General features: G+C 67.1%; 25 protein-coding genes. 9 read left to right on the top strand and 16 right to left on the bottom strand.

Going from position 1 to position 25207, the window contains the following annotated elements; translation table 11 throughout:
- Positions 1–41: 41 nt before the first annotated feature.
- On the bottom strand, positions 42–515 hold the full coding sequence (locus AB0C30_RS49145; protein ID WP_357957433.1) for a hypothetical protein: 474 nt from the start codon (positions 513–515) through the stop codon (positions 42–44).
- Positions 516–746: 231 nt separating this feature from the next.
- On the opposite strand from AB0C30_RS49145, the gene AB0C30_RS49140 reads away from it, so the two are divergent.
- Positions 747–2681 carry a glycosyl hydrolase family 18 protein gene (locus tag AB0C30_RS49140; protein ID WP_357957431.1) on the top strand — a complete coding sequence of 645 codons (1935 nt, stop codon included), beginning with the start codon at positions 747–749 and terminating at the stop codon, positions 2679–2681.
- Positions 2682–3306: 625 nt separating this feature from the next.
- Here AB0C30_RS49140 and AB0C30_RS49135 read toward each other — a convergent pair.
- From AB0C30_RS49135 to AB0C30_RS49125, 3 genes are read right to left on the bottom strand one after another with little or no spacing between them, the layout of a single operon-like run.
- Positions 3307–4050: a class I SAM-dependent methyltransferase gene (locus AB0C30_RS49135; RefSeq protein WP_357957429.1), complete on the bottom strand. Its 744-nt coding sequence runs from the start codon at positions 4048–4050 to the stop codon at positions 3307–3309.
- A 37-nt stretch (positions 4051–4087) separates the two neighbouring features.
- Positions 4088–4792 (bottom strand): hypothetical protein, encoded by a 705-nt coding sequence (locus AB0C30_RS49130; RefSeq protein ID WP_357957427.1) that lies wholly within the window; start codon positions 4790–4792, stop codon positions 4088–4090.
- The gene (locus tag AB0C30_RS49125) at positions 4789–5346 is read right to left on the bottom strand and encodes an RNA polymerase sigma factor (RefSeq protein WP_357957425.1); all 558 of its coding nucleotides are present in this window, start codon (positions 5344–5346) and stop codon (positions 4789–4791) included. Before AB0C30_RS49125 ends, AB0C30_RS49130 begins: the two co-directional genes overlap by 4 nt.
- Positions 5347–5507: 161 nt before the next feature.
- Here AB0C30_RS49125 and AB0C30_RS49120 point away from each other — a divergent pair, with 161 nt between their 5' ends.
- On the top strand, positions 5508–5855 hold the full coding sequence (locus AB0C30_RS49120) for a luciferase family protein (protein WP_357653615.1): 348 nt from the start codon (positions 5508–5510) through the stop codon (positions 5853–5855).
- A gap of 124 nt (positions 5856–5979) precedes the next feature.
- Here the strand turns inward: AB0C30_RS49120 and AB0C30_RS49115 are convergent, their stop codons facing one another.
- Together AB0C30_RS49115 and AB0C30_RS49110 are read right to left on the bottom strand one after the other, a co-directional pair.
- Positions 5980–6240 carry a hypothetical protein gene (locus AB0C30_RS49115; protein WP_357957423.1) on the bottom strand — a complete coding sequence of 87 codons (261 nt, stop codon included), beginning with the start codon at positions 6238–6240 and terminating at the stop codon, positions 5980–5982.
- A gap of 173 nt (positions 6241–6413) precedes the next feature.
- Positions 6414–6764, bottom strand: coding sequence for an STAS domain-containing protein (locus tag AB0C30_RS49110; RefSeq protein WP_357957421.1), 351 nt, complete (start codon positions 6762–6764; stop codon positions 6414–6416).
- A 232-nt stretch (positions 6765–6996) separates the two neighbouring features.
- Between AB0C30_RS49110 and AB0C30_RS49105 the strand changes: the two genes are divergently transcribed.
- Positions 6997–7332: a helix-turn-helix domain-containing protein gene (locus AB0C30_RS49105; RefSeq protein ID WP_357957419.1), complete on the top strand. Its 336-nt coding sequence runs from the start codon at positions 6997–6999 to the stop codon at positions 7330–7332.
- A gap of 18 nt (positions 7333–7350) precedes the next feature.
- Here the strand turns inward: AB0C30_RS49105 and AB0C30_RS49100 are convergent, their stop codons facing one another.
- Positions 7351–8199, bottom strand: coding sequence for an oxidoreductase (locus AB0C30_RS49100; RefSeq protein ID WP_357957417.1), 849 nt, complete (start codon positions 8197–8199; stop codon positions 7351–7353).
- Between the two features lie 117 nt (positions 8200–8316).
- On the opposite strand from AB0C30_RS49100, the gene AB0C30_RS49095 reads away from it, so the two are divergent.
- Both AB0C30_RS49095 and AB0C30_RS49090 read left to right on the top strand, forming a co-directional pair.
- On the top strand, positions 8317–8868 hold the full coding sequence (locus tag AB0C30_RS49095) for a TetR family transcriptional regulator (RefSeq protein WP_357957415.1): 552 nt from the start codon (positions 8317–8319) through the stop codon (positions 8866–8868).
- Positions 8869–9138: 270 nt separating this feature from the next.
- Positions 9139–10764, top strand: coding sequence for an ABC-F family ATP-binding cassette domain-containing protein (locus tag AB0C30_RS49090; protein WP_357957413.1), 1626 nt, complete (start codon positions 9139–9141; stop codon positions 10762–10764).
- Between the two features lie 56 nt (positions 10765–10820).
- On the opposite strand, the gene AB0C30_RS49085 is transcribed toward AB0C30_RS49090, so the two are convergent.
- The 3 genes from AB0C30_RS49085 to AB0C30_RS49075 all read right to left on the bottom strand — a co-directional run bounded on the left by AB0C30_RS49085 (position 10821) and on the right by AB0C30_RS49075 (position 13150).
- The gene (locus AB0C30_RS49085; protein WP_357957411.1) at positions 10821–11942 is read right to left on the bottom strand and encodes an alpha/beta hydrolase; all 1122 of its coding nucleotides are present in this window, start codon (positions 11940–11942) and stop codon (positions 10821–10823) included.
- Positions 11943–11973: 31 nt separating this feature from the next.
- Positions 11974–12573: a DUF3887 domain-containing protein gene (locus AB0C30_RS49080; RefSeq protein ID WP_357957409.1), complete on the bottom strand. Its 600-nt coding sequence runs from the start codon at positions 12571–12573 to the stop codon at positions 11974–11976.
- A 316-nt stretch (positions 12574–12889) separates the two neighbouring features.
- The gene (locus AB0C30_RS49075; RefSeq protein WP_357957407.1) at positions 12890–13150 is read right to left on the bottom strand and encodes a helix-turn-helix transcriptional regulator; all 261 of its coding nucleotides are present in this window, start codon (positions 13148–13150) and stop codon (positions 12890–12892) included.
- Here AB0C30_RS49075 and AB0C30_RS49070 point away from each other — a divergent pair.
- Positions 13140–13412, top strand: coding sequence for a GMC family oxidoreductase (locus tag AB0C30_RS49070; RefSeq protein WP_357957405.1), 273 nt, complete (start codon positions 13140–13142; stop codon positions 13410–13412). The genes AB0C30_RS49075 and AB0C30_RS49070 overlap by 11 nt on opposite strands.
- Here AB0C30_RS49070 and AB0C30_RS49065 read toward each other — a convergent pair.
- The 4 genes from AB0C30_RS49065 to AB0C30_RS49050 are packed head-to-tail and all read right to left on the bottom strand — an operon-like array spanning position 13380 to position 19339.
- Complete coding sequence (locus AB0C30_RS49065; protein ID WP_357957402.1) at positions 13380–14066, bottom strand: hypothetical protein; 687 nt, start codon at positions 14064–14066, stop codon at positions 13380–13382. The two genes, AB0C30_RS49070 and AB0C30_RS49065, sit on opposite strands and share 33 nt — an antisense overlap.
- Before the next feature lie 21 nt (positions 14067–14087).
- Positions 14088–16793, bottom strand: a complete 2706-nt coding sequence (locus AB0C30_RS49060) for an ATP-binding cassette domain-containing protein (RefSeq protein ID WP_357957400.1) — start codon at positions 16791–16793, stop codon at positions 14088–14090.
- Positions 16790–17986 carry an OmpA family protein gene (locus AB0C30_RS49055; RefSeq protein WP_357957398.1) on the bottom strand — a complete coding sequence of 399 codons (1197 nt, stop codon included), beginning with the start codon at positions 17984–17986 and terminating at the stop codon, positions 16790–16792. The genes AB0C30_RS49060 and AB0C30_RS49055 overlap by 4 nt, the downstream gene beginning before the upstream one ends.
- Before the next feature lie 48 nt (positions 17987–18034).
- Entirely contained in the window at positions 18035–19339 is a 1305-nt protein-coding gene (locus tag AB0C30_RS49050) for a hypothetical protein (RefSeq protein ID WP_357957396.1), read from the bottom strand.
- Positions 19340–20402: 1063 nt separating this feature from the next.
- On the opposite strand from AB0C30_RS49050, the gene AB0C30_RS49045 reads away from it, so the two are divergent.
- Positions 20403–21194 (top strand): IclR family transcriptional regulator, encoded by a 792-nt coding sequence (locus tag AB0C30_RS49045; RefSeq protein WP_357957394.1) that lies wholly within the window; start codon positions 20403–20405, stop codon positions 21192–21194.
- Positions 21195–21486: 292 nt separating this feature from the next.
- Here AB0C30_RS49045 and AB0C30_RS49040 read toward each other — a convergent pair whose 3' ends face one another.
- Both AB0C30_RS49040 and AB0C30_RS49035 read right to left on the bottom strand, forming a co-directional pair.
- Positions 21487–21702, bottom strand: a complete 216-nt coding sequence (locus tag AB0C30_RS49040; protein WP_357957392.1) for a hypothetical protein — start codon at positions 21700–21702, stop codon at positions 21487–21489.
- A 176-nt stretch (positions 21703–21878) separates the two neighbouring features.
- Positions 21879–23396: a trypsin-like serine protease gene (locus AB0C30_RS49035; protein WP_357957391.1), complete on the bottom strand. Its 1518-nt coding sequence runs from the start codon at positions 23394–23396 to the stop codon at positions 21879–21881.
- A gap of 174 nt (positions 23397–23570) precedes the next feature.
- Between AB0C30_RS49035 and AB0C30_RS49030 the strand changes: the two genes are divergently transcribed.
- On the top strand, positions 23571–24053 hold the full coding sequence (locus AB0C30_RS49030; protein ID WP_357957389.1) for a hypothetical protein: 483 nt from the start codon (positions 23571–23573) through the stop codon (positions 24051–24053).
- 678 nt (positions 24054–24731) lie between these two features.
- On the top strand, positions 24732–25207 hold a 476-nt coding region (locus AB0C30_RS49025; protein ID WP_357957387.1), incomplete at its 3' end, for an endo-1,4-beta-xylanase.

Below are 25207 nucleotides of genomic sequence, written 5' to 3'. Positions count from 1 at the left end.
GCCACGAGGACTCGCCCGTCAGGGCGAGTCCTCGTCAGGCATCAGCGCACGACGGTGCAGCCGACCCACTTGATGACGTGCTTGTCCTTCTTCGTGAAGAACTCCGCGCCCTTCTTGCTCTTGAAGGCGCGCTTGTGCAGAACGCCCTTCTCATCGCGGAACCGGACATTGACCCGGCCGCCTTCGCGGTGCTTGACCACGCACTTCATCTTCTCGTCCGGCCCGCAGGCGTCGTCCTCGGGGCCCAGCCGCTCCGAGAAGACGCGCATCTTCTTACCCCTGATGAGCTTGCCGTCCTCATCCTCGAACCGGCCGTCCTTGAGGCTGATCCTCTTGCCCTCCTCGCCCTTGAACATGACGTCGGGCTCCGAGCACTCCAGGATTGGCGCGACCTGGTCGCTGGTGATCAGCTGGGGCTGTGACGGGTCGTCCGAGGCGAATGCGGGGGCGGATACGGCAGCGGTGGTTCCGAAGGCCGCCACGGCGATGATGGCGGCACCGAGTGCGCGTCTCATGTGACTCTCTTCTCTGACGGTTCTCTGAGGGTTGTGAGCTGTGACGACCGGCCGGTCACGATGAAGACTGCCGGGCCGGGTGTTAATTCCGTGTATGACAAAAATTGACCGCCCGTATTGACGATCTCGCAGGCGGCGGCTAGCGTCGTCTCATAATTGACAGGAAACTTTCCTATAAGTTTCTTGTCGGGCCTCCCACCCACCCCCAAAACCGCCGGAGGTCGGACCACCATGAGACACACGATCCTGAAGAAGGGCCTCGCGGTCCTGGCGGCGCTGCTCCTGCCGCTGACCGCGACGGTCGCCGCACCTACCGGCGCGTACGGCGCCAGCTCGGTCGCCTTCGCCGCCGCCTGGGCCCCGTGGACCGCGTACACGGCAGGGACCCGCGTCACCTACAACGGCGTCGACTACGAGTGCGTCCAGAGTCATACGTCCCAGCCCGGCTGGGAGCCGCCGAACGTACCCGCCCTGTGGAAACCGGTCACCGGTGGCGGCACCGACACCACCGCGCCGTCCGTGCCCGGCAACCTGCGTTCGACGGGCACCACCTCCAGCAGCGTCTCGCTGGCCTGGGACGCCGCCACCGACAACGTCGGCGTCACCGGCTATGACGTCTATCGCGGCTCGACGCGGGTGACCACGGTCACCGGCACCTCCTACACCGACAGCGGGCTCGCGGCCGCCACCAGCTACACCTACACGGTCCGCGCCCGTGACGCCGCCGGGAACGTCTCGGCCGCCGGCAACTCCGTCACCGCCACCACCTCGGGCGGCACCGGCGCTCCCGGCCAGCCCGGCCCGCCCAGTGTCACCGGCACGACCGGCAGCTCGATCGCCCTGTCGTGGGGCGCCTCTTCCGGAACCGTCACCGGTTACCGCGTCTACGAGGGGAGCACGGTCAAGGCGACCGTGACCGGTACGTCGGCCACCATCGGGTCGCTGGGCGCCTGTACGTCGCACACGTACACGGTCAGGGCGTACAACTCGGTGGGCGAGTCCGCGGCCAGCGCCCAGGTCACCGGCGCGACCACCGGGTGCACCGGCGGCGGCAACAAGGTGCTCGGGTACTTCGTCCAGTGGGGCGTCTACCAGCGCGGCTACCACGTCAAGAACATCGACACCAGCGGCTCGGCCGCCAAGCTGACCCACATCAACTACGCCTTCGGCAACGTGACGAACGGGCAGTGCGCCATCGGCGACAGCTACGCCGACTACGACCGCTTCTACCAGGCGGGCGAGAGCGTGGACGGCGTCGCCGACACCTGGGACGCGGGCGCGTTGCGCGGCAGCTTCAACCAGCTGCGCAAGCTCAAGAAGAAGTACCCGAACCTGAAGGTGCTGTTCTCCTTCGGCGGCTGGACCTGGTCCGGCGGCTTCGGCCAGGCCGCGCAGAACCCGACCGCCTTCGCCAACTCCTGCTACAACCTGGTCGAGGACCCGCGCTGGGCGGACGTGTTCGACGGCATCGACATCGACTGGGAGTACCCGAACGCCTGCGGTCTCAGCTGCGACAGCAGTGGCCCGGCGGCGTTCAAGAACGTCATGTCGGCCCTGCGCTCCCGCTTCGGGTCCGGCAACCTCGTCACCGCGGCCATCACGGCCGACGGCACCAGCGGTGGCAAGATCGACGCGGCCGACTACGGCGGCGCCGCTCAGTACGTCGACTGGTACAACGTCATGACGTACGACTTCTTCGGCGCCTTCGCGGCGCAGGGCCCCACGGCCCCGCACTCGCCGCTCACCTCGTACGCGGGCATCCCGACACCGGGCTTCTACTCCGACAACGCCATCCAGAAGCTCAAGAGCAAGGGCGTGCCGTCGAACAAGCTGCTGCTCGGCATCGGGTTCTACGGCCGCGGCTGGAGCGGGGTCACGCAGTCCGCCCCCGGCGGCACGGCGACAGGGCCGGCGCCCGGCACGTACGAACAGGGCATCGAGGACTACAAGGTGCTCAAGACCCGCTGCCCGGCCACCGGCACCGTCGCCGGCACCGCGTACGCCTACTGCGGGGGCCAGTGGTGGAGCTACGACACCCCGAGCACGATCGGCGGCAAGATGAGCTACTCGAAGAGCCAAGGCCTGGGCGGCGCGTTCTTCTGGGAGCTCAGCGGCGACACCACCGGCGGTGAGCTGATCACCGCCATGAAGAGCGGCCTGGGGTGACCATCCTCACCTTCTGAGGGCCTTGTCCGGGCCGGTTCCGCGTCGCGGGGCCGGCCCTTTCGGCTTTCCTGCCCGGTTGGAGGGTTGACCCGGGAGCTGCGTGGAAATCTTGAAGTCATAACGCTTCGTGATCGCCCACTAACTGTCAGCTCATGATCTCCGGGGGTGATGATGATGGACATGCTTCCGCCGTCAGCGTTCATTCGCAGGACACCGACCCCGCCACGACGGCGGTGGGGATCGGCGTGCATGGCGCTGGCGCTCGCCGGGGCCATGGGCTTCGGTAGCGGGCTCGGATACTCGGTGGGCCGGACCGTACAGGAGCGTCAGTCGTCGCTCCGGCCACGGGTGGCGGCGATGTCGGTCACGACCGGTGAGGCCGCGCCGTCAGCCCCTGAGCAGGTCAACGCGGCGCCGAAGCCCGCTGCCCCTCCCGCTGCCCGCCCAGCTGCCCGTCCGGCTGCTCATCGAGTTGCTCATCGGGTAGTTCGGAAGGCTGCCCATCCTGCTGTCGAGCGGAAACATCGCGTCAAGACCGCGAAGACCCGCCATCATGTGAGGGCCGAGCACCGCTCGGCTTGCGTCCGACTGCAGGGACTCAGGGCACGACTGTGCAGGACCCTGTTCAAAGAACACTGACCGCCGGGGGCCGCCGGGCGAAGAACACGAACTCCAGGCCGGGCCGGTCGGGCGCACCACGGACTTCCTCCACGGTGTACCCATGGGCGACCAGCGCCGCCTCGACCTCGTCACGCTCGCGGAAGCGCAGCGTCGAGTGCGAGGTCAGCACCTGCCCGTCCGAGCCGAAGACGTGCGTCCCGCGGAAGGTCACCAGCGGCCCGCTGACGTCGAGCACATCGCACCAGCTCTCCACCGCGCCGACGCCCTGAATCTCGGTGACCTTGTGCGTCGCCGCGCGATCCCACCCCTCCCAAGCGCGTTTCGCCGGATCCCGGGTCTCGAACACGAGATGTCCACCGGGCCGCAACGCGTCGTAGACCCCACGTAACGTCCCCTCCCAATCGCGCGGGTCCATGATCGCTTGGGCGACATTTCCCGTCATGGTGGCCAGATCGACTTGCATCGGGGGAAGGGCCGTCGCGTCACCGTGGAGCCAGCGCACCCGCTCGCCGTTCGGCTTGGCCCGCGCGACATCGAGCGACGCGCGGGCCGGGTCGACGCCTATGACGTCGACGCCGCGACCGGCCAGGAGCAGCGCGAACGTCCCCGTCCCGCACCCCACGTCCAGCAGGGTACGGGCACCGAGCTCATGGACGATGGCCACATACGCGTCCAGATCACCACGGTCGGGGTCGAGCGCGTCATAGATCGAGGCCAGACGCGGATGTTCGAACATATCGTCAGCCATCAGGCCACGGTATGCCGCAGAGCGTGCTCGGCTGTACTCAGTTTCCGGCCAGCTTCTTGGCGAGCTCCTCATCGGAGTTCGCCTTCACGAGCCGGCAGGGCGCGATCGGGCTGCCGGCCTTGGCCAGATAGGGGAGGAACGCATAGTCCATTCCGGCGTAGTTACCCGGTCGGAACTCCAGGACGAGCGTCTCCTCCGGGCGCATGAAACGGGGGGAGATCACGAAGGTGTCCTTGTTGATCGGCGCGGCGACGTCTCGGGAGCGCCAGTTGTCCGGCTTGTCGAACTCCTTGCGCTGCTGCTCGGTCATGTTCTTGGTGCTCGGCGGGTCGTAGGCCAGGTCCGCGCCGACGAAACGCCCACGGGCGCACTGCTTGTCCGCTTCCGTGAACGTCACGTCAGCCACGATCCCCGCGCTCCTGAGCATGGCCTCCAGCCCGTCGGGGTCCCGGAACTCCTTGACCGTCACCTGAACGGTGCCGTCGGCGTTCTTCACCACCGCGTACGCCGCACTCGGCGCCCCGGAGACCAACGGCACGGCCACCAGCGCGGCCGCGGCGATGCCCGCGACGGCCACCCCCGCCAGCACGGGACGACGCATCGGCGTCCAGGAGGGCCGACGGCGGGCGGGCGGGGTCGCCACGATCTCCGCGAGGAGGTCCTGAACGCCCTGGCCCATGGAAGGCTCGGCGTACTCGGCGGCCGGATCGATGGCGGACACCATGCGGTCGATCTTGTTCATCGGGTTTCTCCCCTCAGCGCGGTCATCACGGTGACCTCGTCCGTCGCGGTCGTGTCGAGCAGCCGAGCCAGTCGTTTGCGGGCCCGATGCAGCCGGAGCCGGGCGGCGGTGCTGCTGCAGCCCAGTACCTTGGCGATCTGCGGGCCGGTCAGCTCCTCCCAGCAGGCCAGGGCGAGCACGTCCCGGTCGGCCGCGTTCAGGGCGGCGAAAGCGGTGCGTACGGTCTCGGTCCGTGGGTCGGCGGCCGTCTGCCCCTGTCCGACGGCCAGTTCGCCACGGAGCCGCGAGGCCAGCGCGGTACGGCGCGACTCGCCGCGCCGGTGATTGGCCAGGACCCGCCGGGCCGCGCCGTACAGCCAGAGCACGGCGGCCTCGCCCTCGGGTACGTCATCCAGCCGCCGCCACGCGGCGAGGAAGGTCTCCGCGATCACATCGGCGACGTCGTCCACGGAATCGGTACGACGTATCGCATAGCGATGTACCGCCGGATAACAGGCGAGATAGAGCGCCTCGAAACGATCTCGCGTGTCGGGTGGCACGCGTTGATCCTGCACGGGTGTCTCCTAACCGAAGAATGCCGGAACACCTCACTAGGTGTCCGGCATCTCCGCAAGTGTTTCCACCCGTGCCCGGGGGCCCCTTGCGTCTGAATAACAGATAACGGTTGAAGAACGCGGCATGGCGATGCGGTGTGCAGTAGAGCAGCATTGAGGTTGTGGCAGGGATCTCCGTCTGGCGGCGGGCGAGTCTGCGTCACGGGCCCTATGTGGCCCGGGCGATGGCCGAGCTGCGCTCCTGGCCGGCTCTGGCGGTCAGCGACACCCGGCGCGGCGTGGCCTTCGCGGTGCGGGGCACCGAGATCCTGCGCCCGTCCGGCCGGGACGAGGTGCACCTGCGTCTGACGGCGGCGGCGATCGACCGGCTCGAACCGCATCTGCGGGTCTGCGACCAGGTGCACGCCTGCGCCGACAGCGCCTGGGTGGCCGTGCAGGTGGACGCCGAACCCGACCTCGAACTGCTCCTCGCCCTGACCAGCGTGGCGATCAAGGCACACGCCTCGTAAATCTGGAGCCGACTGGCCGCCGCTAACAGGAGGCCGACGTCAGGCCGCCGCGTGAACCCGCAGACCGGCCTTCCGCCACACCTTGAACAGCCGCCTGGCCGAGCCACCCACCGGCCCGACCGCCTCATAGAGCACCTTCGACGAGACCGGCTCGGCAGTCTCCACGGCGGTCATCCTCGAACCCGGCGTCGAGCAGCAGGTTGCGATAGGAACGGGCGGCCCGGGGGCTGGTCACCTGGTCGGCGCGCGCGTGGACGATGGTCCGCGTGAGCGCCGGGTCGTCGGAGTCGATGACGAGGGTGTCCCAGTCCTGCCCGATGAGCACGATCCGCCCGCCCGGCGCCGCACCCGACATCCACCACGGCGGAGCCGTGCGGAAGATCAAGCAGCTCGTACGACCGTGCGCGCAACCCGACAGCGTCCGGCAGGGCGTCGACGACGTCCAGCAGCCGGATGAGCGATTCCTGTTGTTCGGAAGACATGGGGGCAAGCATGCGACTTCATGTCGACATGAAGTCAAGTACCAGCATGAGCAGCGGATGAGTCCTGGGCAGGCTCCTATGGCTGGGCCTGCTCGGCCATCATGCTGGTGATGGCCTGCTCCGCGGTGGTGTGGATGTTCAGGGCCGATGACAGGCCGGTGATCTCGAGGATGCGAGCGGGTGCGCCGCGTACGGCCGCCAGATGGAGTGCGGCACCCTGTTCGCTCAAGGCCGCGTTGAGGCGTATCAGCAGGTGCAGGCCCATGCTGTCGAGGAAGGTCAGCCCGCCCAGGTCGAGCAGCAACGGCTCGCCGGCACGGACCTGCCGACTGAGGTAGGTCTCCAATTGGGCGGCGTTGGTGGTGTCCACCTCGCCGGTCACGGTGATCAGCACGCCGGTGATCAGGCGTTGGCTGTCCAGGCTCAAAGGGGGCATGGCGGCTTGACGGCCCGCTCAGCAGGCGGCCGACTGCGGCACGACGGTCATGACGTCCTCTCAGGGCTGGCCGAGTACGGGCGCGATTCCTTCCTCGCATCCGAACTTTAATCCCGAAGACCGATACCGGAAAGACTTTTCCCCATAGGATCTTCTGGGAAGAGAGGGTACAGTCCGCCCCGCAGCTGCTGTTAACCGCCGGGGGCGGAGAAGGTGAAGACCCGTGAGCGCATCCGACGACCGTTCGTCCACTTGGACGTTCCTGACCCATCACGCCCGCGTCCTGCTGGAGATCGCCCGCGACCCACAGGCGCGGATGCGCGACATCGCCGCCGGCATCGGCATCACCGAACGCGCCGTGCAAGGCATCGTGACCGACCTGCACCAGGCCGGCTACCTCTCCCGCGACAGAGTCGGCCGCCGCAACCACTACAGCCTCAACCTCGACGAGCACTTCCGCTACCCGACCGAGGCCGGCCTGCCGATCCGGCTGCTGATCGACATGTTCACCCAGCACGACCTGCCCGGGCGCCCCACCACCCCACAACCACACGAGTGACGCACGGGTTTCTGGTGGCTAGCGTTCGTCGGCATCGGCGGGGTAGTCGGCCGAGCGGCTGACGTCGGCCCATTTCTCGGTCTCGGCGGCGCGGATCTCGGCGGCCTTCTGGGCGAGGGCGACGGCGTCGCTACCGAGGAGGAGCCGCCGAGGTGGGTCGTCGTCCCGGACCACGTCAATGATGATCTTGGCGGCGCGGGCGGGGTCGCCGGGCTGGGTGCCGTCGGTGTCGCGTCGGAAGCGGTGGATGGCGCCCACGGTCTGCTCGTAGTCGGGGCCGACGGGGTGGATCTCCATGGAGGAACCCTGCCAGTCGGTACGGAACGCCCCCGGCTCGACGATGATGACCTTGATGCCGAAGGGTGCGACTTCGTTGGCGAGGACTTCGGAGAAGCCTTCGACGGCGAACTTCGCGGTCTGATAAGCGCCCATTCCGGGGGTACCGCCGACACGTCCTCCGACGGAGGAGAACTGTACGAAGACTCCTGATCCTTGGGTGCGCAGGACGGGCAGGGCGGCCCGGGTGACGTTCACGACGCCGAAGAGGTTGGTCTCGATCTGGGCGCGGAAGTCGTCTTCGGCCATCTCTTCGATCGGTGCGCTGTTGCCGTAGCCGGCGTTGTTGACGACCACGTCGAGGCCGCCGAAGGCGTCGGTGGCCGCCTTGACCGCTCGGGAGGCCGCGGCGGCGTCGGTGACGTCGAGTGCGACCGCTCGGATCCGGTCGCCATGGCGGGCCACCAGGTCATCGAGTTGTTTGGGGTTGCGTGCGGTGGCGATGACCTGGTCGCCCGCTTCGAGGACGGCTTCGGTGAGGCGGCGTCCGAGGCCGCGTGAGGCGCCAGTGATGAGCCATGTCTTGGCCATGGGTGGTTCCTTTGCTCGATTAACTGTCACATCAATATAGCACTTGCTGACTTAATCGCCGCATAACTGTGAAGCAAAGCTATGCCATGTGCTACGCGAGGGGGGTATGTTGGGCAGGTGAGAGCAGACGCGACACGCAACCTGGAACGCGTCCTGAGCACGGGCGCCCGCATGCTCGCAGACGACCCCTCAGCGACCATCGCCGCCATCGCCGCCGAGGCGGGGGTGGACCGCCGCACGGTCTACCGCCGCTTCGCCTCCCGCGAAGACCTCATGGCCGCCGTCTACGGAGCGCGCTACGACGCGGTCGAGCAGGCCATCGAGGCCGCCAGACTGCGCGAGGCCCCGGTCGCGGTCGCGCTGCATCGCTACGTCGAGGGCATCATCGCCGTCAACCGCAAATGGCCCGTGGAAACGAGCCTCATGCTCCGCGAGATGGCGATCCGCGAGCGTCGCCGCAATCTGATCGACGAGGTCGACGCCTTCCTGCGGCGCGCCACCGACGAGGGCCTGCTGCGCTCCGACCTGCCGCGCGGCTGGGTGGCCACGGTCCTGCCGTCGCTGATGGAACACGCCGCGGCGAACCTGTCCGAGCTGAGCGCCGCACAGGCCGCCGACATCGTGGTCGACACCCTGCTGCGAGGAGTCGGCACCCCACCGGCCCGCTGACCCGGCTGCTTACCGGGCTGCGCGAGAAGAAGTGGCAGACGGCCGACGCGCTCTGGCCCCGACGGCTGCTACGGTGATAAACGCTCGTGTTCAGACCTTAGGAGACCAGACATGGCAGGTGACGACGACATCTCCGGGTGATACCGGAGGTTGACCGGCCCCGGCAGGCGCGCATGACCGCCGCCGACGTGGCCCTCGTCGTCGTACCCCCAACCCTGTCCCTTTGCCGGGCCCATTCGCGCGCCCGGGTCTCGTATCGAGGTCTGTCGCATGTCCGATGCGTTCATCATCTGTTCCGGCCTGTCCTTCTCCTGGCCTGACGACACCCCTGTCTTCAACGACCTGTCCTTCACCGTGGGCGGCGGCCGTACCGGCCTCGTCGCCCCGAACGGCGCGGGCAAGAGCACGCTGCTCAAGCTGATGGCCGGCGAGCTGCGGCCCTCCTCCGGCGGCGTCGCCGTCGAAGGGGTGCTCGGCTACCTGCCGCAGAACCTGCCCCTCGTCGGTGAGCCGACCGTGGCCGAAGTGCTCGGCATCGCCCCGGTGATCGCCGCGCTGGATGCCATCGAGTCAGGCGACGCGAGCGAGGAGCACTTCACCACGATCGGCAACGACTGGGACATCGAGGAGCGCACCCGTGCCCAGCTCGACCGGCTCGGCCTCGCGGATATCGGCTTCGACCGGCGCCTGGGCACGCTCAGTGGTGGCCAGGTCGTCTCGCTCGGCCTGATCGCGCAGCTGCTCAAAAGTCCCGAGGTACTCCTGCTCGACGAGCCGACGAACAACCTCGACCTCGGCGCGCGCCGCAGGCTCTACGACGTACTCGGCGAGTGGACCGGCTGCCTGCTCGTCGTCAGCCACGACCGGGCCCTGCTCGACCGCATGGACCGCATCGCCGAGCTCGACCGAGGCGAGGTCCGCTTCTATGGCGGCGACTTCACCGCGTACGAGGAGGCCGTACGCGCCGAGCGGGAAGCCGCCGAACGGAACGTGCGCAGCGCCGAGCAGGACCTCAAGCGCGAAAAGCGGGAGATGCAGCAGGCCCGCGAGCGGGCCGAGCGCCGGGCGGGCAACGCCGCCCGCAACCTCAAGAACGCCGGGCTACCGCGCATCTTCGCCGGGAACATGAAACGCGGCGCCCAGGAGTCGGCCGGCCGAGCGGGCCAGATGCACGCCTCACGGGTCAGCGACGCCCAGGCCCGGCTCGACGAGGCCGGGTGGGCGCTGCGCGACGACCAGAGGATCGCGCTGGAGCTGCCGGGGACGAACGTACCCGCCGGACGCACGGTCTTCCTCGGCGAACACCTGCGGACTCGCGGCCTGTTCGCCGAGCCGGGCGTCGACCTGACCGTACGCGGCCCCGAGCGCATCGCGCTGAGCGGCCCCAACGGTGCGGGCAAGTCCACCCTGCTGCGCCTGATCAGCGGCGAGCTGGAGCCGGACGGCGGCACGACCAGGCGGGCAGACGGGCGGGTCGCCTACTTGTCGCAGCGACTCGACCTGCTCGACGTCGAGCGCACCGTGGCGGAGAACCTGGCCGCCTTCGCCCCCGGCATGGCGGCGGCGGAGCGGATGAACCTGCTGGCCCGCTTCCTGTTCCGCGGCGCGCGTGCGCACCTGCCGGTGGCGGCGCTGTCCGGCGGTGAACGGCTGCGGGCCACCCTGGCCTGCGTGTTGTACGCCGAGCCCGCGCCTCAGCTCCTGCTGCTCGACGAGCCGACGAACAACCTCGACCTGGTCAGCGTGGCGCAGTTGGAGGGCGCGCTCATCGCGTACCAGGGAGCGTTCGTGGTGGTCAGCCACGACGAACGCTTTCTCGCCGCGATCGGCGTACAACGGTGGCTGGAGCTGGCGGACGGTCGCCTCCTGGAGACCGGAGGTCCCGCCGGTGAGTGACGCGCTGGTTGCGCGCCCGCTGGCAGGGCCACCACATTCGCCTGCCATGAACGTCCTCAGGAAGCCCGGACGAACGCGGGGAGCGCCTGCTTGAGCTGGGACGAGAACGGCAGGGGTTCTGTGTAGTGGGCTGCGGTCCGGCTGGGGTCCTCCTTGAGTACGTGGTTGATCCCGGTCAGGCGGATGAAGTCGGTGGCGGCGGGGGCCTTCGCCAGCCCGGCGGCCAGGTGCTCGACGTCGTCGCAGCTCACCTGGATGTCCGCATCGCTGCAACTCAGCAGAACCGGGGTGTGCGCCTTGAGCCGGGCCGCCACTTTGGCCGGGTCCTCGCGGTCGACCTCCGACAGGAATTTCGCGTTCGCCGGGGACAACACGTTCGACAATCCGCCGGGCAGGTTCGCCGCGACCGTGCCGTTGGCGCGCAGCGACGCGACAGCCCTGGCCAGGGCGTCCTCGACCTCGGCCGCCTGAGCGCCGGTGATCGTACCTGCCTGCTGTTGGGCCTTGATCTGGGTGGTGATCTGACCGCTGAGGATGTCGAGGTATCGGCGGCTCAGCGGTTCGAGCAGGCCCAGGCTGCTGACGCCCGTCTTCGATCTCGATTTCGTGGCGAGCAGGAGGGCGAACAGGGCGCCCTCGCTGTGCCCGATGACCGTGAGCCGCCGCTTGTCGGTCTCGGGCCGCCGGGCCAGGAAGTCCAGCGCCGCCCTGGCCTCGTGTTCGAATGGGGCGATGCCGATGTCGGCGATCTTGGACGCGTACGGCCCGAGGCCGGTCTTGCCGCTCCCGAGCTTGTCGTAGCGCAGGCTCGCCACGCCGCCGGCAGACAGCACCCCGGCTAGGGTCTTGTACGTGTCGATCCCGCTGAGCCCGGCGCTGTTGCCGTCGCGGTCGGTGGGACCGCTGCCCGCGATGATCAGGGCAGCCGGGACCTTCGCGCCCGGCCGGGCCGGATGGCGCCAGGTGCCGTAAACGGTCATCCCGTCCACCCGGAAGCTCACTTCCTCCTCGACCCAGGCGGGGGTCGTACGAGAAACGGCGGCCATGGGGGAGGCGGTTACGCGGGTGGCCGACCCGCTCCCGCACCCGCTCACCAGAAGGGCGAACGCGCACAGACCGGCGCCCAGACGCGGCGCGCGATCATTCCGTGCGCGTACGAACTCACGTAAGAACATCACAGGGTCACTTCATCTCTTTGATTCGAGTGGTTTACGCAGTGTCGGGACGCCGGAGGAAAAGCCCGGCGACCTTGCCGTCCCCGTCGTAGGCGACGCGGGCGGTCAGCTCGCCCGCCTCGAAGGAAAGCGGGATGTCCACGATGGTGTGGTCACCCGCCTGGTGGGGCACCGGCTCACCCATGCCTTCGTACGCGCCGACCATGCCGACCGCCTGTGCCCAGGTCGCGGCCAGTTTGGTCGCGCTCAGGCCGGCGGCGACCGTCTCGTCGAAGTCGCGGCGTACTTCCTCCCAGCGGCCGTCGGTCAGGTCCGCGACCAGGGCGGCAGCGCGGTCGGCGGCGCCGGGCAGAATCTTGTCGATCATGGGTGTTCCTGTCCTTGGGTCGAGTGGCCGGCCGAACCGCTGGAACGCCGCCTGCCGGCTGGAGCCGAGCACGTCGCCGATCTCCTGCCAGGTGTGTCCCGTCGCGCGTGCTCTGTCGACCGCTGCCCGCATGGCCTGGTCGACCGCACGCGCGAGGTCCCGGGTGACGACCACCGCGTCCAGCGGGGACGCATCCGGAGCGCTCAGTCGCTCCACCAGCCTCCGGGCTGTGTCCGCCAGGTCGGTCGGTGCCGCCACTTCCGTCACGTCGTCAATATTTGCTTTACGAGATGAGAATGTCAAGCTTTCATTTACATCCTTGGCGCGGTCGCGGATGCGTCGCGCGGCGCTACGGCAGGTGGAGTCGCAGTATTCACGCCTGCGTCCACGTGCTGACTGGGAGGAGAAGGGTTTTCCGCAATGCTGACAGACCTCGGTGCCACGCGGTTTCAGCACGCTGGTGCTCCTTAATATCGTGCTGTTTTCTGTGGCACGTAATAATACGCTGCGGCAGCACGAAAAGCATCCGGCGACTGATCGCCTGGGGAAGGCCGCGCTTGAACGGACCGATCCGCACCGGACTTCAGGAGTCGTAGACGTGCACCAGATCCGCGTCGTCCGCGTGCAGCAGGGGCCCGTAGTGCTCGCCGAACAACTTGGCCACCAGTTCGCTGCGGCTGCTGACGTTCACCTTGGCGAAGATCGCCTTGGGGTAGTCGCGCACGGTGCGCGGCGACAGGTGGAACTGCGTGGCGATCTCCGACGTGCTGAGCCCGCGGGCCACGCATTCGGTGACCTCTCGTTCGCGTGGCGTCAGCGAGTACGCCTCCACGATGATGGGCACGATCTGTGCCGAGGCCGCGGTTCGATCACCACCGAGACCGGTCCCAAGCGACGAAGAACTCCGCGAGTACGTCAAGCTGGCGACGGGTTCGTTCTTTCAGCACGTGGGAACCTGCGCCATGGGCACTGATGAACGTGCCGTCGTGGATCTGGAGTTGCGTGTCCGGGGCATCGTGGGTCTGCGGATCGCCGACGGGTCGGTCATGCCCTCGATCGTGGCCGCCACTAACCTAGACCTCCCACGTCGTGAAGGCGATCTCTAGCTCGACTGGCTCGTATGAGACCCGCATGACGCTCACCAGCGCCACCTTCTTCTCGTTCGTCTCAACGCAGACCTTGGCGCCCTGCTTGAGATCGTCCATCCGAACCTCGAGCTGCCGGTAGTTCTCATGCGCAAGCAGGTTCACGCAATCGTCGGCACTGGCGGCCGTGCCGGGAGCAATTACGAAGCGCCGGGTCGTGTCGGGCCCGTGGATGTGGTCATCTTCGAGAATGATTTCGGCCAGTCCGCCCTCCCTGGCTGCTCCCACTTGGATGGAGGAACTGCCGTGCCCAGGGGTGCCAGTGTCAAGGTCCACCTTGTCGCCGTCGTTGCAAACGATGGTCCACGAGCAGGGTTTCAGCAGATAGTCGTTGCTGCTCGTGGCCACGGACGATGGATCTGGGGAGGGAGGTTTCGCCGAAGCGGGGCCGGGCGAGGCGGGGGCAACGAGAGTCCAGACTGCTGCGATCCCAGACACGATGCTGAAGAGCCACCCGATGCGCTCCATCCACGTCCAGAACGATGACGCGGGTTGGTCTGCCTCCTGTCTCCTGCTTCCGGCGGCGCTGACCCGCTTCTTGCGTACGTACCGGATCGTAAAGATGAATGATCCTGCTGCCACGCAGGCAATCAGCCAGATGATGGGCGATGACATGAATGTCTCCGTTGGAGTTGTTCACTGGTGTCTACTGAGGCGTCGCAAGAGCCACAGGGTGGCCCCCGCAAAGCAGGCGAGCGTCACTATCCCGAGCGCGAAGAGGTCGAACAGCCACTGGTGGAGGTCGTGCCGCCACAGTGCGTCTTTCGGCGTTCCGGGACCGGTCAGGGCACGCAGATCGAGCGAGGAGGCTGCGGCGGCCAGTCCCCACCGGTCTGGAAGAAGGGCGGACAGGGCGGTCAAAGGCTGGCTGCCGGACAGGTCAGCCGTGACGCCATTCAGCGCGATCTGCGCGACTGACGTTGCTGTCACCAGCGCGACGGCCTGTTCCAGCCTTCGTGCGACCACCGAGATAAGCAAGCCGAGCGACATCGCCGCCACGGTGAGGGCTGCCAGGCTGACGAAGAGCTCCACCGCTGGCCCGAAAACCAGCGAGTGCGCGGGCCCCGGCCTGATCCAGACGAACAGCGCGGCTATCAGCAGCGCCTCCGCCACAGCGACGACGGCGTAGACCAGCCACCGAGCCAGCAACACGGCCAGTGTCAACGTCCCGGTGCGGCGCTCCCTTCGAATGATCGGGTAGTCCGAAACGATGTCGCTATAAGTGAGCGCCTGGCCGCTGAGCACGCAGAGTGTGGTGAGCAGGCTCAGGGCCGTCGGCGCCGCGCTGCCGCCAAGGCCGGATTTGCCGGTCACGCAGCCGGCCAGCGCCGCCGAGATGCTGGCGATGATGAACGGCGCTAGGACCACCCTGCTCCTGCCCGTCCACTCGATGAGCTTGCGATCGTCATCGCCGCGATTCCTGGACGCGCCACGCGTGGCCAGGAGGGAAATCTGGCGCAGGACGAGCACCGAGAGCTGTCGAATGAAGGTCCGGGCCGTGCCGCGATGGCGCATGCGGGGTGGAGGGGCCGTCGACATTCTCGCGCGTTCAGCCTCCGCGACCGCCTCGGCGGCTTGGCTGTCGTCGGCGTACCGCAGGGCGGGCGGCAATGGATTGTGGGTGAGCGACTTCATGAGGTCGGCGTAACTCTCGGCCTCAAGCGTGCTCCTGACTAGTTCCGGCGGCCCCGAGTAGACCGGCCGACCGTCCTGGACGACGACGAGCACGTGCCCTGCCCTGTCCAGGTGTTCGGTCGCGTGAGTGATGACGATGACGGTATTGCCGTCGTCGGCGTACTCGCGCAGCAACGTCATGAGCTCGCGGTCCATGCCGGGGTCGAGACCAGAGGTGGGCTCATCCAGCATGAGAAGACGAGGTTTGGTGAGCAGTTCCAGCGCGATCGAGACGCGTCTGCGCTGCCCGCCGGAAAGCGTTGTGATGAGCTGGTCGATCTGCTTTTCGAGACCGAGTTGGGCGCACACCTCCTCGACGCGCCTATTGCGCTCGGGCCGCCGCCAGGGGCTGCGCAGCCATGTTGAGTACTGCAGCAGACGCCGTACCGTGAGTGTCTGATACAGCTCGATCTCCTGTGGGACGAAGCCGAGCTGTTCCCGGATCTGCCGGGCGTGGGTTTTGAGGTCGAGATTGCGGAAGAATATGTCGCCGCCATCCGTTTCGAGCTCTCCGAGCAGAGCTGAGAACAGCGAGCTCTTACCAGCGCCAGAGGGGCCGAGGATCGCGAGCAGGGTGTTGTCCCGCTGAACGAACGACATACGAGTGAGGCGCGACTTGTCGCCACTCTTGGCGTACACCTCTGCGACGACGAGGGCGCAGCCGCTGAGAGGAGTTTCCTCCAGGCCGGAGCCGTCTTCGCTAATGCGGTAGCGGTGGTCGGCGAAGTCGAAATAGTCGCCCGGCGAGAGCATCGCAGACTTGACGGGCTGCCCGGCGATGTACGGCCCGTGCCCGTGCCCGTGGTCCAATAGGCGAAATCGGGCGCCCTCCCGCCGCAACGTGAAATGTCGCGTCGCGGCCGAGATCGCGTCGAGCACGACATCGGCGTCTGGATCGGTGCCGAAGACCGTAATGTCACCCAGGGGGATTAGCTGCAACGTCGGCGGCTCGTCAGGTGATGGCCCCTCCTCCCATCGCGGTCGCGGTGCGTTGGTGGGCACGGGAGCGGGCGGGCCGAGCAGCGCCCAGCCTGGGATCTCCGGGGATGGGGAGCTGAGCACGTCGTTGACCCAGGCACCATGCCGGTGCGTACGCACTAGCCTTCGCCGATACACGGCGAGCCTGCGATGAGTGTGCTCGTGGATGCGCCGTATACGTGCTGTGGTCACACTGAGGGCCCCGTCGGCCTCCTCGGATGCCGCGGCGATCTGCCCCTCAAGAGAGGCGAGCTCCGCGTGCGCGTCGTGGACGGCGTCCTGCGCAGCGCGCACCTGCCGGCCCTGCTCGCGCAGCCGACGGGCAACCACGATCGGGTCATCGTGGCGCTCTTCTCCGAGACGTCGTTGTGTTTGCATCTCGGTGGACAGCGGAGTGGATACGGCGGCCAACTGTTTCTCGGCCCGCGCGGCTCGGTCCTGGACATGCGGTTTGACCACCGACACTGCGGCTCTGCGCGCCAGCGCCCTGGTGCGGGCCGTTTCGTAGCGGAGTCGTTCGTGTTCGAAGGCGTCTTGTGCGCGGCGTATTAAGGCATCTCGGTGTGGGGTGGTGACAGGTCGGCCCCGCGAACCGTGGACAGCTGGGGAGGGAATTTCCGCCCAGCCGTCGCGCCAGCCGTGATACCAGTCGGTCAGTCGAGCGAGCGGACCGTAGGGGATCGGTTTCATGTGGATGGGCAAGTCAGTTGGGCGATGACCTTGCGATTGCGCGCGGCAGGGCCTGGTAGCAGCGTGCCGTCGGGCGCGACGTCGTCGATCCGGTTCTGCCCCTTCTCACCATGGCCCTCGGCGGTGATACTTTCAGCGGACACACCGAGCTTGATGAGCTCCTGCTTCACCGCATTGGCACGTTCCTTGGAGAGCCTGAGGTTGTGCTCCTGCGAGCCCTCCGATGAGGTGTTGCCGATGAGTTTTACCCGGAGGTCGTCTTTGCGAATGGTGCTCGCGAGGTTGGTGAGTGTTTTCCTCGCCTCGGCGGGTTCGCGGAACTCCGACCTACCCTGCAGGAAGCCGACGTGGTTGCCGTCGCTCAGATCCGCCTGGCTGCAGGCGGTGAATGTGTCGGGCACGGATGGCAGGGGAACGACGCTGACGGCCGGGACACCTGTGGGGGCCGCCTGGTCGTTCGGCTTGCCGTCTATCGCGACGCAGGCGGCCCCGCCGGCCTGTGCGATTGCCTTCCAGATAGCGATGATGTTCTGGTAAAGGCGGGAATCTGGTTTGGGCTGAGGCGAGGCGGTGTCGCCCAGCCCCGAGAGCAGGACCTTGCGACCGGTGAGGTCAGGGATGAGCTGCTGCTTGCGCAAGTGCGCGACCACTTCGGACGGTTCCGCGTCGATTACTTCTCGGAAATCGAGAGGCTTCGTGGTCTGCAGACCGGGATCGATGAGAACGACATTGCCGCCGGGCTCGGTGCTACGGGCCGCCCGTGATAACGCGGACAGCACATTCACTTCCGGCGCCTTAGCAGGAACGTCACCCTTGATCCTCTGCTCGACCGCGGTGAGGTAGGAGTTGATGTCGTCCTCCAGGCTGACGTCGTTTCCTGCGCTGCTAGTGAAGGGGATATCGAAGACCACCTCCGGGGCGCCGTCGACCCGTACAAGGACGATGTTGTGCCGGGCCTTGACGCTCTGCTTCATCAGATCGACCAGGGCGGGATCTATGCGGGGCGCAGGGGCGTTCGCGTGTGAGCCCACAGCCAGCGCGAGCGTGCCGCTGCCCGATATTTCGCAACCCAGCGAGGCCGTTGCGGGCGTGGGAGACGGGCCTTCCCAATCCTCGGAACAGGCGCTGAGCGACAGGCCGAGGAGCGCGACGACAGAGAGGAAGGTCGCGGACGAGCGTACGGATGGATGCATCAGCGTGTCTTCCAGAAGGGATTCGATCAGTAAGGAGGTCCGGGTCGGTCACGAGGTTGATCGGGCCGACGGAGTGTTGTTTGCAGTGCCTGGCCGCCACTCGTAGGGCCGTAGATCGGGTTCGAGGATGGCGTCGGTGACGGCCGGGTCCTGCGCCCGCTGCGCGATCAGCACACGAGCCATCTGTTTGAGCCGCTCGGCGAGGGCTAGGCGGACCTGAAGAGAGTGCAGCAGGGTTTGACGTGCTGCGATGAGCTCGCTCGCGTGGGCGGACCGGTTAGTCTCGGCCAGAGCGAGGTCGCGGGCTGAGGCGATGGATCGCCGAAGTACGCGCTCGTGGACGCGCAGCGCTCGACCATAAGCTGACCGGAGGGGGTTATGGGTGAGATATGCCCCCACGCCCGCGACTATGCCGGTGCCGAGGAAGAAAGCCAGGAAGAACAGCGCAGAAAGGAGGTGGTCGTCCGCTTCCTGCGGACCGAACGCCTGGGACGGCTTGGAGAGCACGAGGCGAGCCGCGAAGGCTGCGGTACCGAACGCGACCCACGCGAACACGCAGAGGAGGGGCAGAAAGCGACTCGCTCCCGCCGATCCTGCCCTGATGTCGCGGAACATCACGCCGGCGGAATGCGCGAGCCAGACCACGATTCCCGTGAACCCGGCCACCACCAGGGACGTGGTCGGGCTGGACTCCGAGGGCATAACCCGCTTCACCACCTGTAGGAAAGCGGCCCAGTCGGCGCCCACGGCGATGGTCAGCGCCGCAGTGTGGAGCAGCAGTGGCACCCGCGGCCACCCAGCCAGTAGCGCGGGATCCGAATGTCCCCGATCACCCCAGCGCACAAAGCGGCCTACGCCCGCCGAGCCGTTGTCGATCATAAGGTGGGGTTCGCTCGTCGGGTCGTCGTTGCGTGAGAGGTCGGTATCGCTGGCCGGGTCACCCTTACTCATGGGACCCACAATGTTTGAGGAACCGTCGTCCCCCTGCACCAGGCGAGAGCGGGCCGCGTTGAGGGCGAGGCACGCGTCCGCGAGGCGTTGGCGGTCGTCGGCCTCTGCTGGTTGGCGCTCAATCACGGCCGCATTCGCCATGCCTACGAGCCTGGCGGCCTCCGCGCTGTACGCGGCGAATTCCGCCTGGACTCCCTGCTCCCAGCCCGCCAGCATTGAGTTGATGAGGTTGTCGAGGGAGTGCCCAGTTGCTTCGTCCACCCCGCCAGGCGCCAGTCCCTCCACCAGACGCGTGATCTCCGCGAGCGCAGCATTCTCGTCGACATCCGAGGGGACGAACCGCCTGGGCTCCGGCGCGCGCCGCAGGCGGAAGCCGCCGCGCCTAAGGTGCCACCATGCCATTCGCAGTCTCTCCTCCTGTTTGATGCCGTGCAGATTCCTCAGGAACTGGATTTGAGCCGTAGAGCTCAGTCGGTTCGTGGGCCCACCTCGGCAGGTCGGGTCCGAGCAGTTCGAGGTGGGCGTTGAGATCGGGCCCATGTGGGTGGGTTCGGACGAGTTGTTGCAGGTACGAGGCTGCGCGTCGGCTTATGAACTCGTGCACGCGCCGCGCCCGCGACCGGCTGGCCGCCTCCTCAAATGCGATCTGCTGCCTCAGTCCCTCAACTGCTTGCACCGCTGCGGCTAGGTCTTTCTCCGCTTTGGCCCATTCGTTCTCGGCCGTGGTCCGCCTCCTATCGCGGTCGGCCAGTCGACGTGCCCGTACCAGGGAGTCCGTCCGCCCTTCCCGGAAAGACTCGGCCAGCCGCCGCTCTTTGAGGTCTTCCTCTGGTACTGGCTCGCGTGCCTCCTCCCATCGCTGCCGGGCCATGTGAACTTGGCGCTCGGCCGACTTTCGTCGTTCTTCGGCACCAGCCAGCTCCGGCTGGAGGCATCCAGTGCGCGACAGGAGTGCGCTCCGCTCCTGATCAATCTGATCCCGGGCGAGGTGGCGCAGGTATTCCAGCTTTGGGGTGATCACTCGGACTTCCGAGGCCGTTTTAGAATCAGATTCAGATTCGGTGGCATGAGACATCGAAGGAATGCGGCGGCGCCCGTCCTGAAAGCCTTGATAGGCATCCCATAGCCGCAGCAAGAACCCGTAACGGAGGGCCCTGGCGGGTGGGCCCATCCATTCATCCAATCCGACACCTCCAGCCCATGAAGATCGCAATGCGGGCATGAGTGAATCCGACATATGGTGCCGAAGGTCCGGAACGTGGATAATATAACGTCCAGGCTGGAACATATGCCCAAAATGCCCCAATAAGACATGTCATCGCCGGGGTCCGGGATTCATGCCGATTTGTGCGTGCTGGAACACTATGTGCGATACGCGAGCCGCGGATGAACTACGATCCCGCTCAGCGGGAATCGTGCGGGCTGACCTGGCTTAATGGCAGGGTCGCAACTGACTGGAGACTCAGTGGCGGGGAGCGGCAAGAACTCCGGACAGTCGGGCGTTGCCCGGGCGATGTCGATCTTGAAGGCGTTCGCCGGTGATCAGATCGAACTGTCTCTCACAGAGATCTGTGAGAGAACGCAGCTCGCGTCGAGCACCGCGCATCGCTGGCTCCAAGAGCTTGTGACACAAGGCGCTCTGGAGCGACTGCCGTCTGGGCGCTACTGCCTGAGCAGGCTTATCTGGGAGATCGGTACGCGGTGCCCGCGCGCCTCGATTCTGCGCGATATCGCTATGCCAGTTCTGCAAGACCTGTACCAGTCAACTCGTGGGCACGTGGTGCTAGCCATGCCTGCCGATGACAAGGCGTTGGTTGTGGAGCGGCTCCTCAAGAACATTTCTGTCCAGCCTGTAGGCCGCGTGGGCGGTCGTTTACCGCTGCACGCCACGTGCGTGGGAAAGGCCATTCTCGCATATGCACCTGCTGAGGTCAGGAAAAGAATCCTCCAGAGCAAGCTTGCGTCGTACACTTCTTATACGATCACCTCTCCTCAGTGTTTGAAAGATGAGCTCAACGATATTCGGAAATATGGCTATGCCGCCTGTCATCAAGAACGGACGATTGGGCTAAACTCGTACGCGGTCCCTGTTCTCCAGCACGGAAGCGAAAACATCCTCTTGGCTGCGGTCGCCGTCCTGATAGAGGTGGGCCCCAAAGAAGCAGATGGGCTGCTCAACGCCCTCCGACCAGCGGCGGTTCAGATCTCTCGCGCCTTGCGGAAGGCGCCAATAAAATATCCGTTTGATGGTGTTTAGCGTTGTTTTCGGTCTTTAGCTTGTGCTGTCTTCTTGGCGGTCGTACGCAAGATCGCATCGGCTTAACCCGATTCTTCGGTGGGCTGTGTTGTGCGAGTGGTCCCGCAGTTCGCCCGTAAGCCACGGGCCCTGCCCCAAGGCCGGGTAGTTAAGGCGCTCGTGGCGCTGTCAAGCACGTGAGGTCTCAGGACTTGGGACGGAGATCCAGTAAAACTGGTGATCTTCCATAACCAGCCGTCGAAGAACTGGATCTCCGTTGATTGCCGAGTCTGTCGGCTCTGCTGTGTCCGCGCTATCGAGATTTCAGCCGCGCCGGTGACAGCAGGGCCGCCGCCTCGGCCTCACGCGGCTCCTGGCCGCGCCAGGACTCGGAAGGGCTGCGCGACGCCGCCGCCGAACAACAGTACCCCGAGCGGAAGAGAATGTGCAGCGCCCGGCCGCTGGGTGAGGACAGCAAGATTCCCGCCGTCACCGCCTGGAACAGCAGTGCGACGACGTGCAGTGTCACAGCGGCACAGAGCGCCTGAACGGTCCAGGAAGAAGGAGCGGCAACGGTCGGGCGCGAGGTCGTGATCGATCTCCTGCGAGTGCTCGGGTGATGAGGGATTCGGTGTGCTCAGTGGTCGTGATCGCGCCGCGAGGCTGTTCAGGAGCGGATCCGGCCGGCGTCCGAGGCGCCGTCCGTCAGGCGGCTGGGCGGGGCAGCGTGCAGTCGGGAAGGGACAGGTCCAGCACCGAGCCGGGTGCCAAGCAGGCGGGCACGGCCGCGACCTGCTGCCCATAATGGGCGCCCTTGCGCACCGTCACGTGGCCGGCCGCGTCCACTTCACACGGATTGTTCTCCGTGCAGCTCTTCCCGTCGTCGTTGCTCGTGCTGTGCAGCCCGACCACGGTCTGCCCGTCCGGGGCGATCAGCGGTGACCCCGAGGCGCCATGCCCCGGTTCGCAGGCGCTGGTGTACGTGAGCGCGTTCTCCTGCTCGTACCCGCCCTCACGCAGCCCCGGCAGCACGGCCTGCACCGCGCAGCTCCAGCGGCGGCCCCAGTTGCCGGACAACAGGTCCACCCGGTCACCGGCCGCGGCCGGGGTCGTGGTGAGGTCGAAGACCTTGGCGTCGGCGGCGGCCAGCTCCGCGTAGGTCCGGTTCAGGCGGTACAGGGCGATGTCGGTGCCGGTCATGGTGGCGTACACCAGCCGGGTCGTCCTGGCCTCGACCTTGGGGTAGCCCTCGCGGTCGGTGATCGTGACCGGCTGGGCGGCCGGTTGATCGACCAGCGCCGACCCCGGCGCGGGGCGGGTGCCCTGGACGCAGTGGCCGTTGGTGAGGAGCAGGGCCGGATCCTCCGCCCGGTCGCTCCCGGTGCGGACCACGGCGCCGGAACATTCACCGAACTGCGCGGCACCCTCCAGGGACGGCATATGCGGTTCCGGCGGAACCGCGCTGCCCGTGACGATGCCCCGGATCCACTTCCGATACACCGACACGTCGCTGTACACGGTCGGTGTGTCATTGCTGTTGCTGCCGCTGACCGCCCCGGCCAGCAGCCAGCTGCCACTGCGGCGGACCAGCGCCGGGCCGCCGGAATCCATGTTGGTGGCCGAGATGCTTCCGTCCGGGCTGCCCACGCACAGCTCACGCTTCGCGGTGATGCCGCTCACTTCACATTTCGAGTCGGGCTGCACCACGGTGTCGGCCTCGCGCAGGCGGTCCGGATAGCACTTCGGCGCGCGCTCGTCACAGGTCACGCCCCAGCCGATGATGCGGGTGGCGGTTCGGTCGGCCGGCGTGACCGGCGCGATCCGCGCCGGCTTCGCCCGAACCGGGGTACGCAGGTGCAGCAGCGCGAGATCCTTGCCGTAGACCTCGGTGGAGTACCGATAGAACCTGTCGACCTCGGCCAGTTCGCCGCCGGAGGTCACGCTCAGGGAGCCGACGCGCACCCGCCAGCCCCGAGGGGTGCCGACCGGCGCCTGATTGGGCGTACGGGCGCAGTGGCTCGCGGTGACCACCCACTGCGGCGCGATCAGTGTGACTCCGCAGACATGGCCGTCCGCGCGCGGGGACTCGGCGCGTTGTAACGAGCCCATGAACGAGTACGGCCGTACCGACTCGACGCCGCCGCGCAGGGCGAACGACGGAGTCGCGGTCGCCGCCAGCGCGGCCAGCGCCACGGGGACGACGAGAAGAAGACGACTTCGCATTTGCGACACCCTGCGCGGTACAGGTGTCCATGCGGCGGCGGTCACGTATCGGAGGCCGCTTGGCTACGTATTGGGGGTGTATCAGGGGCTGACACACACTCGATACGTAGCCAAGCGGTCGTGGATACGCGACCGCGACAGCGCGGACACTCGCACCGCGCAGGGTGGCCAACCATGCCCAACACACTTCACCTCCCTCGTACTCGCGTCGCATTCGCGGCTTTCGCCTGCCTCGCGGGCCTGCTGGCCGGTTGCGGCGACGCCAACGGGTCGAGCGGGCCGCCGAACAACTCGTCGGCTTCCGCCGTTACGGCCGACCAGAAGTACACCGAATGGGAGGTCAAGTTCCGGTCGTGCCTGAGTGACAAGGGCTTCGTGCTTCCGAAGGAGGCCGGAAAGATCGACTTCGGCGACCGGCAGGACGCGTACGAGGTAGCGAGGGACGCCTGCATCAAGGAGATCGGCAAGCCGCCCACGGCCTCTGACGACCAGCCGAAGATGTCCGACAAAGAAGCGAAGGAGAAAGAGCTCAAGACCCTCCAGTGCCTCCGCGATCACGGGTACAAGGTCAAAGACCCCGCTCCAGGGCAGGCCGCACAGGTCGAGGTGCCTGATGGCGTCTCGCAGGACGGCTTGACGGAGTGCTACCGCAAATGACCTCCGGAAAGCCAGAGCGCGCCCTGCGGGGACACGGCCGCACGTAGGGGCCGGCGATCACACCCCTCGCTGGCATCGCCCTCGGCGCGGTCGCGACCTTGACGGTGAAAGACCGTCATGAACCTCCTCATCAGTGACTCTCCGAGAGGCGGCTCCGGGGACGTGGTGTCTGTCCGCCGGACCGCCCCGCATCATGGCCGTTGGGTGGTGGCCCCAGGTCGGCTGTTAACGCTCACACGTCTTCTTCTCGGTCGCGGTTCCTTTTCTGTCAGATGGTCGTGGTGACAGGTCGGAGCCAATACGAGAGGAAGAGGCGACGTCAAGGACGGCACTTCGCGCCCATGAGGGGGCGGCGGACGGGCGTGCGGCTCATCAGGCGTTATCGGGGGTCGCCGCCCGTGACGGCAGGAGCGTCACTCTGAAACTTTCGCCGAAACCTTGACACATTTCGGGATGGTTTCCAGACTGTGGCCCAAGGCGGCCTCCTCCTGCTCGTGGTGGTGCGCGGCGAGGACCGCCGTTCGCGATGCCCTGGTGGTGTGCGTTCCCTGATCACGGGACGCGGCGTCGATCGTGCGGGATGACCCCCGCGTGTCCGCTTTCTCGTGATTCAGTCTGGAGCAGCCAGTCATGGGGATCAAAGCCATACTTCCGCCGCGGCCTCTCAGGAGCCCGCGGGTGCTGATCGCCGCCGCCGTCGGCGTCCTCGGCGTGGTCACCGCGGTGATCGTACCGACCATGCCGGCCGGAGCGGCGGCGAGTACGCTCGGCGCGGCCGCCGCGCAGAGCGGGCGATACTTCGGCACCGCCATCAGCGCGGGCCGGCTCGGCGACTCGCAGTACACCACGATCGCCGGCCGCGAGTTCAACATGGTGACGGCCGAGAACGAGATGAAGATCGACGCCACCGAGCCCAACCGGGGCCAGTTCAACTTCGCCAACGGGGACCGGGTCTACAACTGGGCCGTGCAGAACGGCAAGCGGGTGCGCGGGCACACGCTGGCCTGGCACGGCCAGCAGCCCGGCTGGATGCAGTCGCTGTCGGGCAGCTCGCTGCGCCAGGCGATGATCGACCACATCAACGGCGTCATGGGCCATTACAAGGGCAAGATCTACGCCTGGGACGTGGTCAACGAAGCCTACGCCGACAGCGG

It is taken from the genome of Nonomuraea sp. NPDC048901 (assembly GCF_040649695.1).
Classification (GTDB): Bacteria; Actinomycetota; Actinomycetes; order Streptosporangiales; family Streptosporangiaceae; genus Nonomuraea.
The sequence above is the reverse complement of the archived record's forward strand: the minus strand, read 5'-3'. Positions and strand labels throughout refer to the sequence as shown.

Coding starts and splice junctions, on each gene's coding strand:
- AB0C30_RS49145 (WP_357957433.1), bottom strand. CDS start 515: ATGAGACGCGCACTCGGTGCCGCCATCATCGCCGTGGCGGCCTTCGGA.
- AB0C30_RS49140 (WP_357957431.1), top strand. CDS start 747: ATGAGACACACGATCCTGAAGAAGGGCCTCGCGGTCCTGGCGGCGCTG.
- AB0C30_RS49135 (WP_357957429.1), bottom strand. CDS start 4,050: ATGGCTGACGATATGTTCGAACATCCGCGTCTGGCCTCGATCTATGAC.
- AB0C30_RS49130 (WP_357957427.1), bottom strand. CDS start 4,792: ATGAACAAGATCGACCGCATGGTGTCCGCCATCGATCCGGCCGCCGAG.
- AB0C30_RS49100 (WP_357957417.1), bottom strand. CDS start 8,199: ATGGCCAAGACATGGCTCATCACTGGCGCCTCACGCGGCCTCGGACGC.
- AB0C30_RS49090 (WP_357957413.1), top strand. CDS start 9,139: ATGTCCGATGCGTTCATCATCTGTTCCGGCCTGTCCTTCTCCTGGCCT.
- AB0C30_RS49070 (WP_357957405.1), top strand. CDS start 13,140: ATGATGGGCACGATCTGTGCCGAGGCCGCGGTTCGATCACCACCGAGA.
- AB0C30_RS49065 (WP_357957402.1), bottom strand. CDS start 14,066: ATGTCATCGCCCATCATCTGGCTGATTGCCTGCGTGGCAGCAGGATCA.
- AB0C30_RS49060 (WP_357957400.1), bottom strand. CDS start 16,793: ATGAAACCGATCCCCTACGGTCCGCTCGCTCGACTGACCGACTGGTAT.
- AB0C30_RS49055 (WP_357957398.1), bottom strand. CDS start 17,986: ATGCATCCATCCGTACGCTCGTCCGCGACCTTCCTCTCTGTCGTCGCG.
- AB0C30_RS49050 (WP_357957396.1), bottom strand. CDS start 19,339: ATGGCATGGTGGCACCTTAGGCGCGGCGGCTTCCGCCTGCGGCGCGCG.
- AB0C30_RS49035 (WP_357957391.1), bottom strand. CDS start 23,396: ATGCGAAGTCGTCTTCTTCTCGTCGTCCCCGTGGCGCTGGCCGCGCTG.
- AB0C30_RS49030 (WP_357957389.1), top strand. CDS start 23,571: ATGCCCAACACACTTCACCTCCCTCGTACTCGCGTCGCATTCGCGGCT.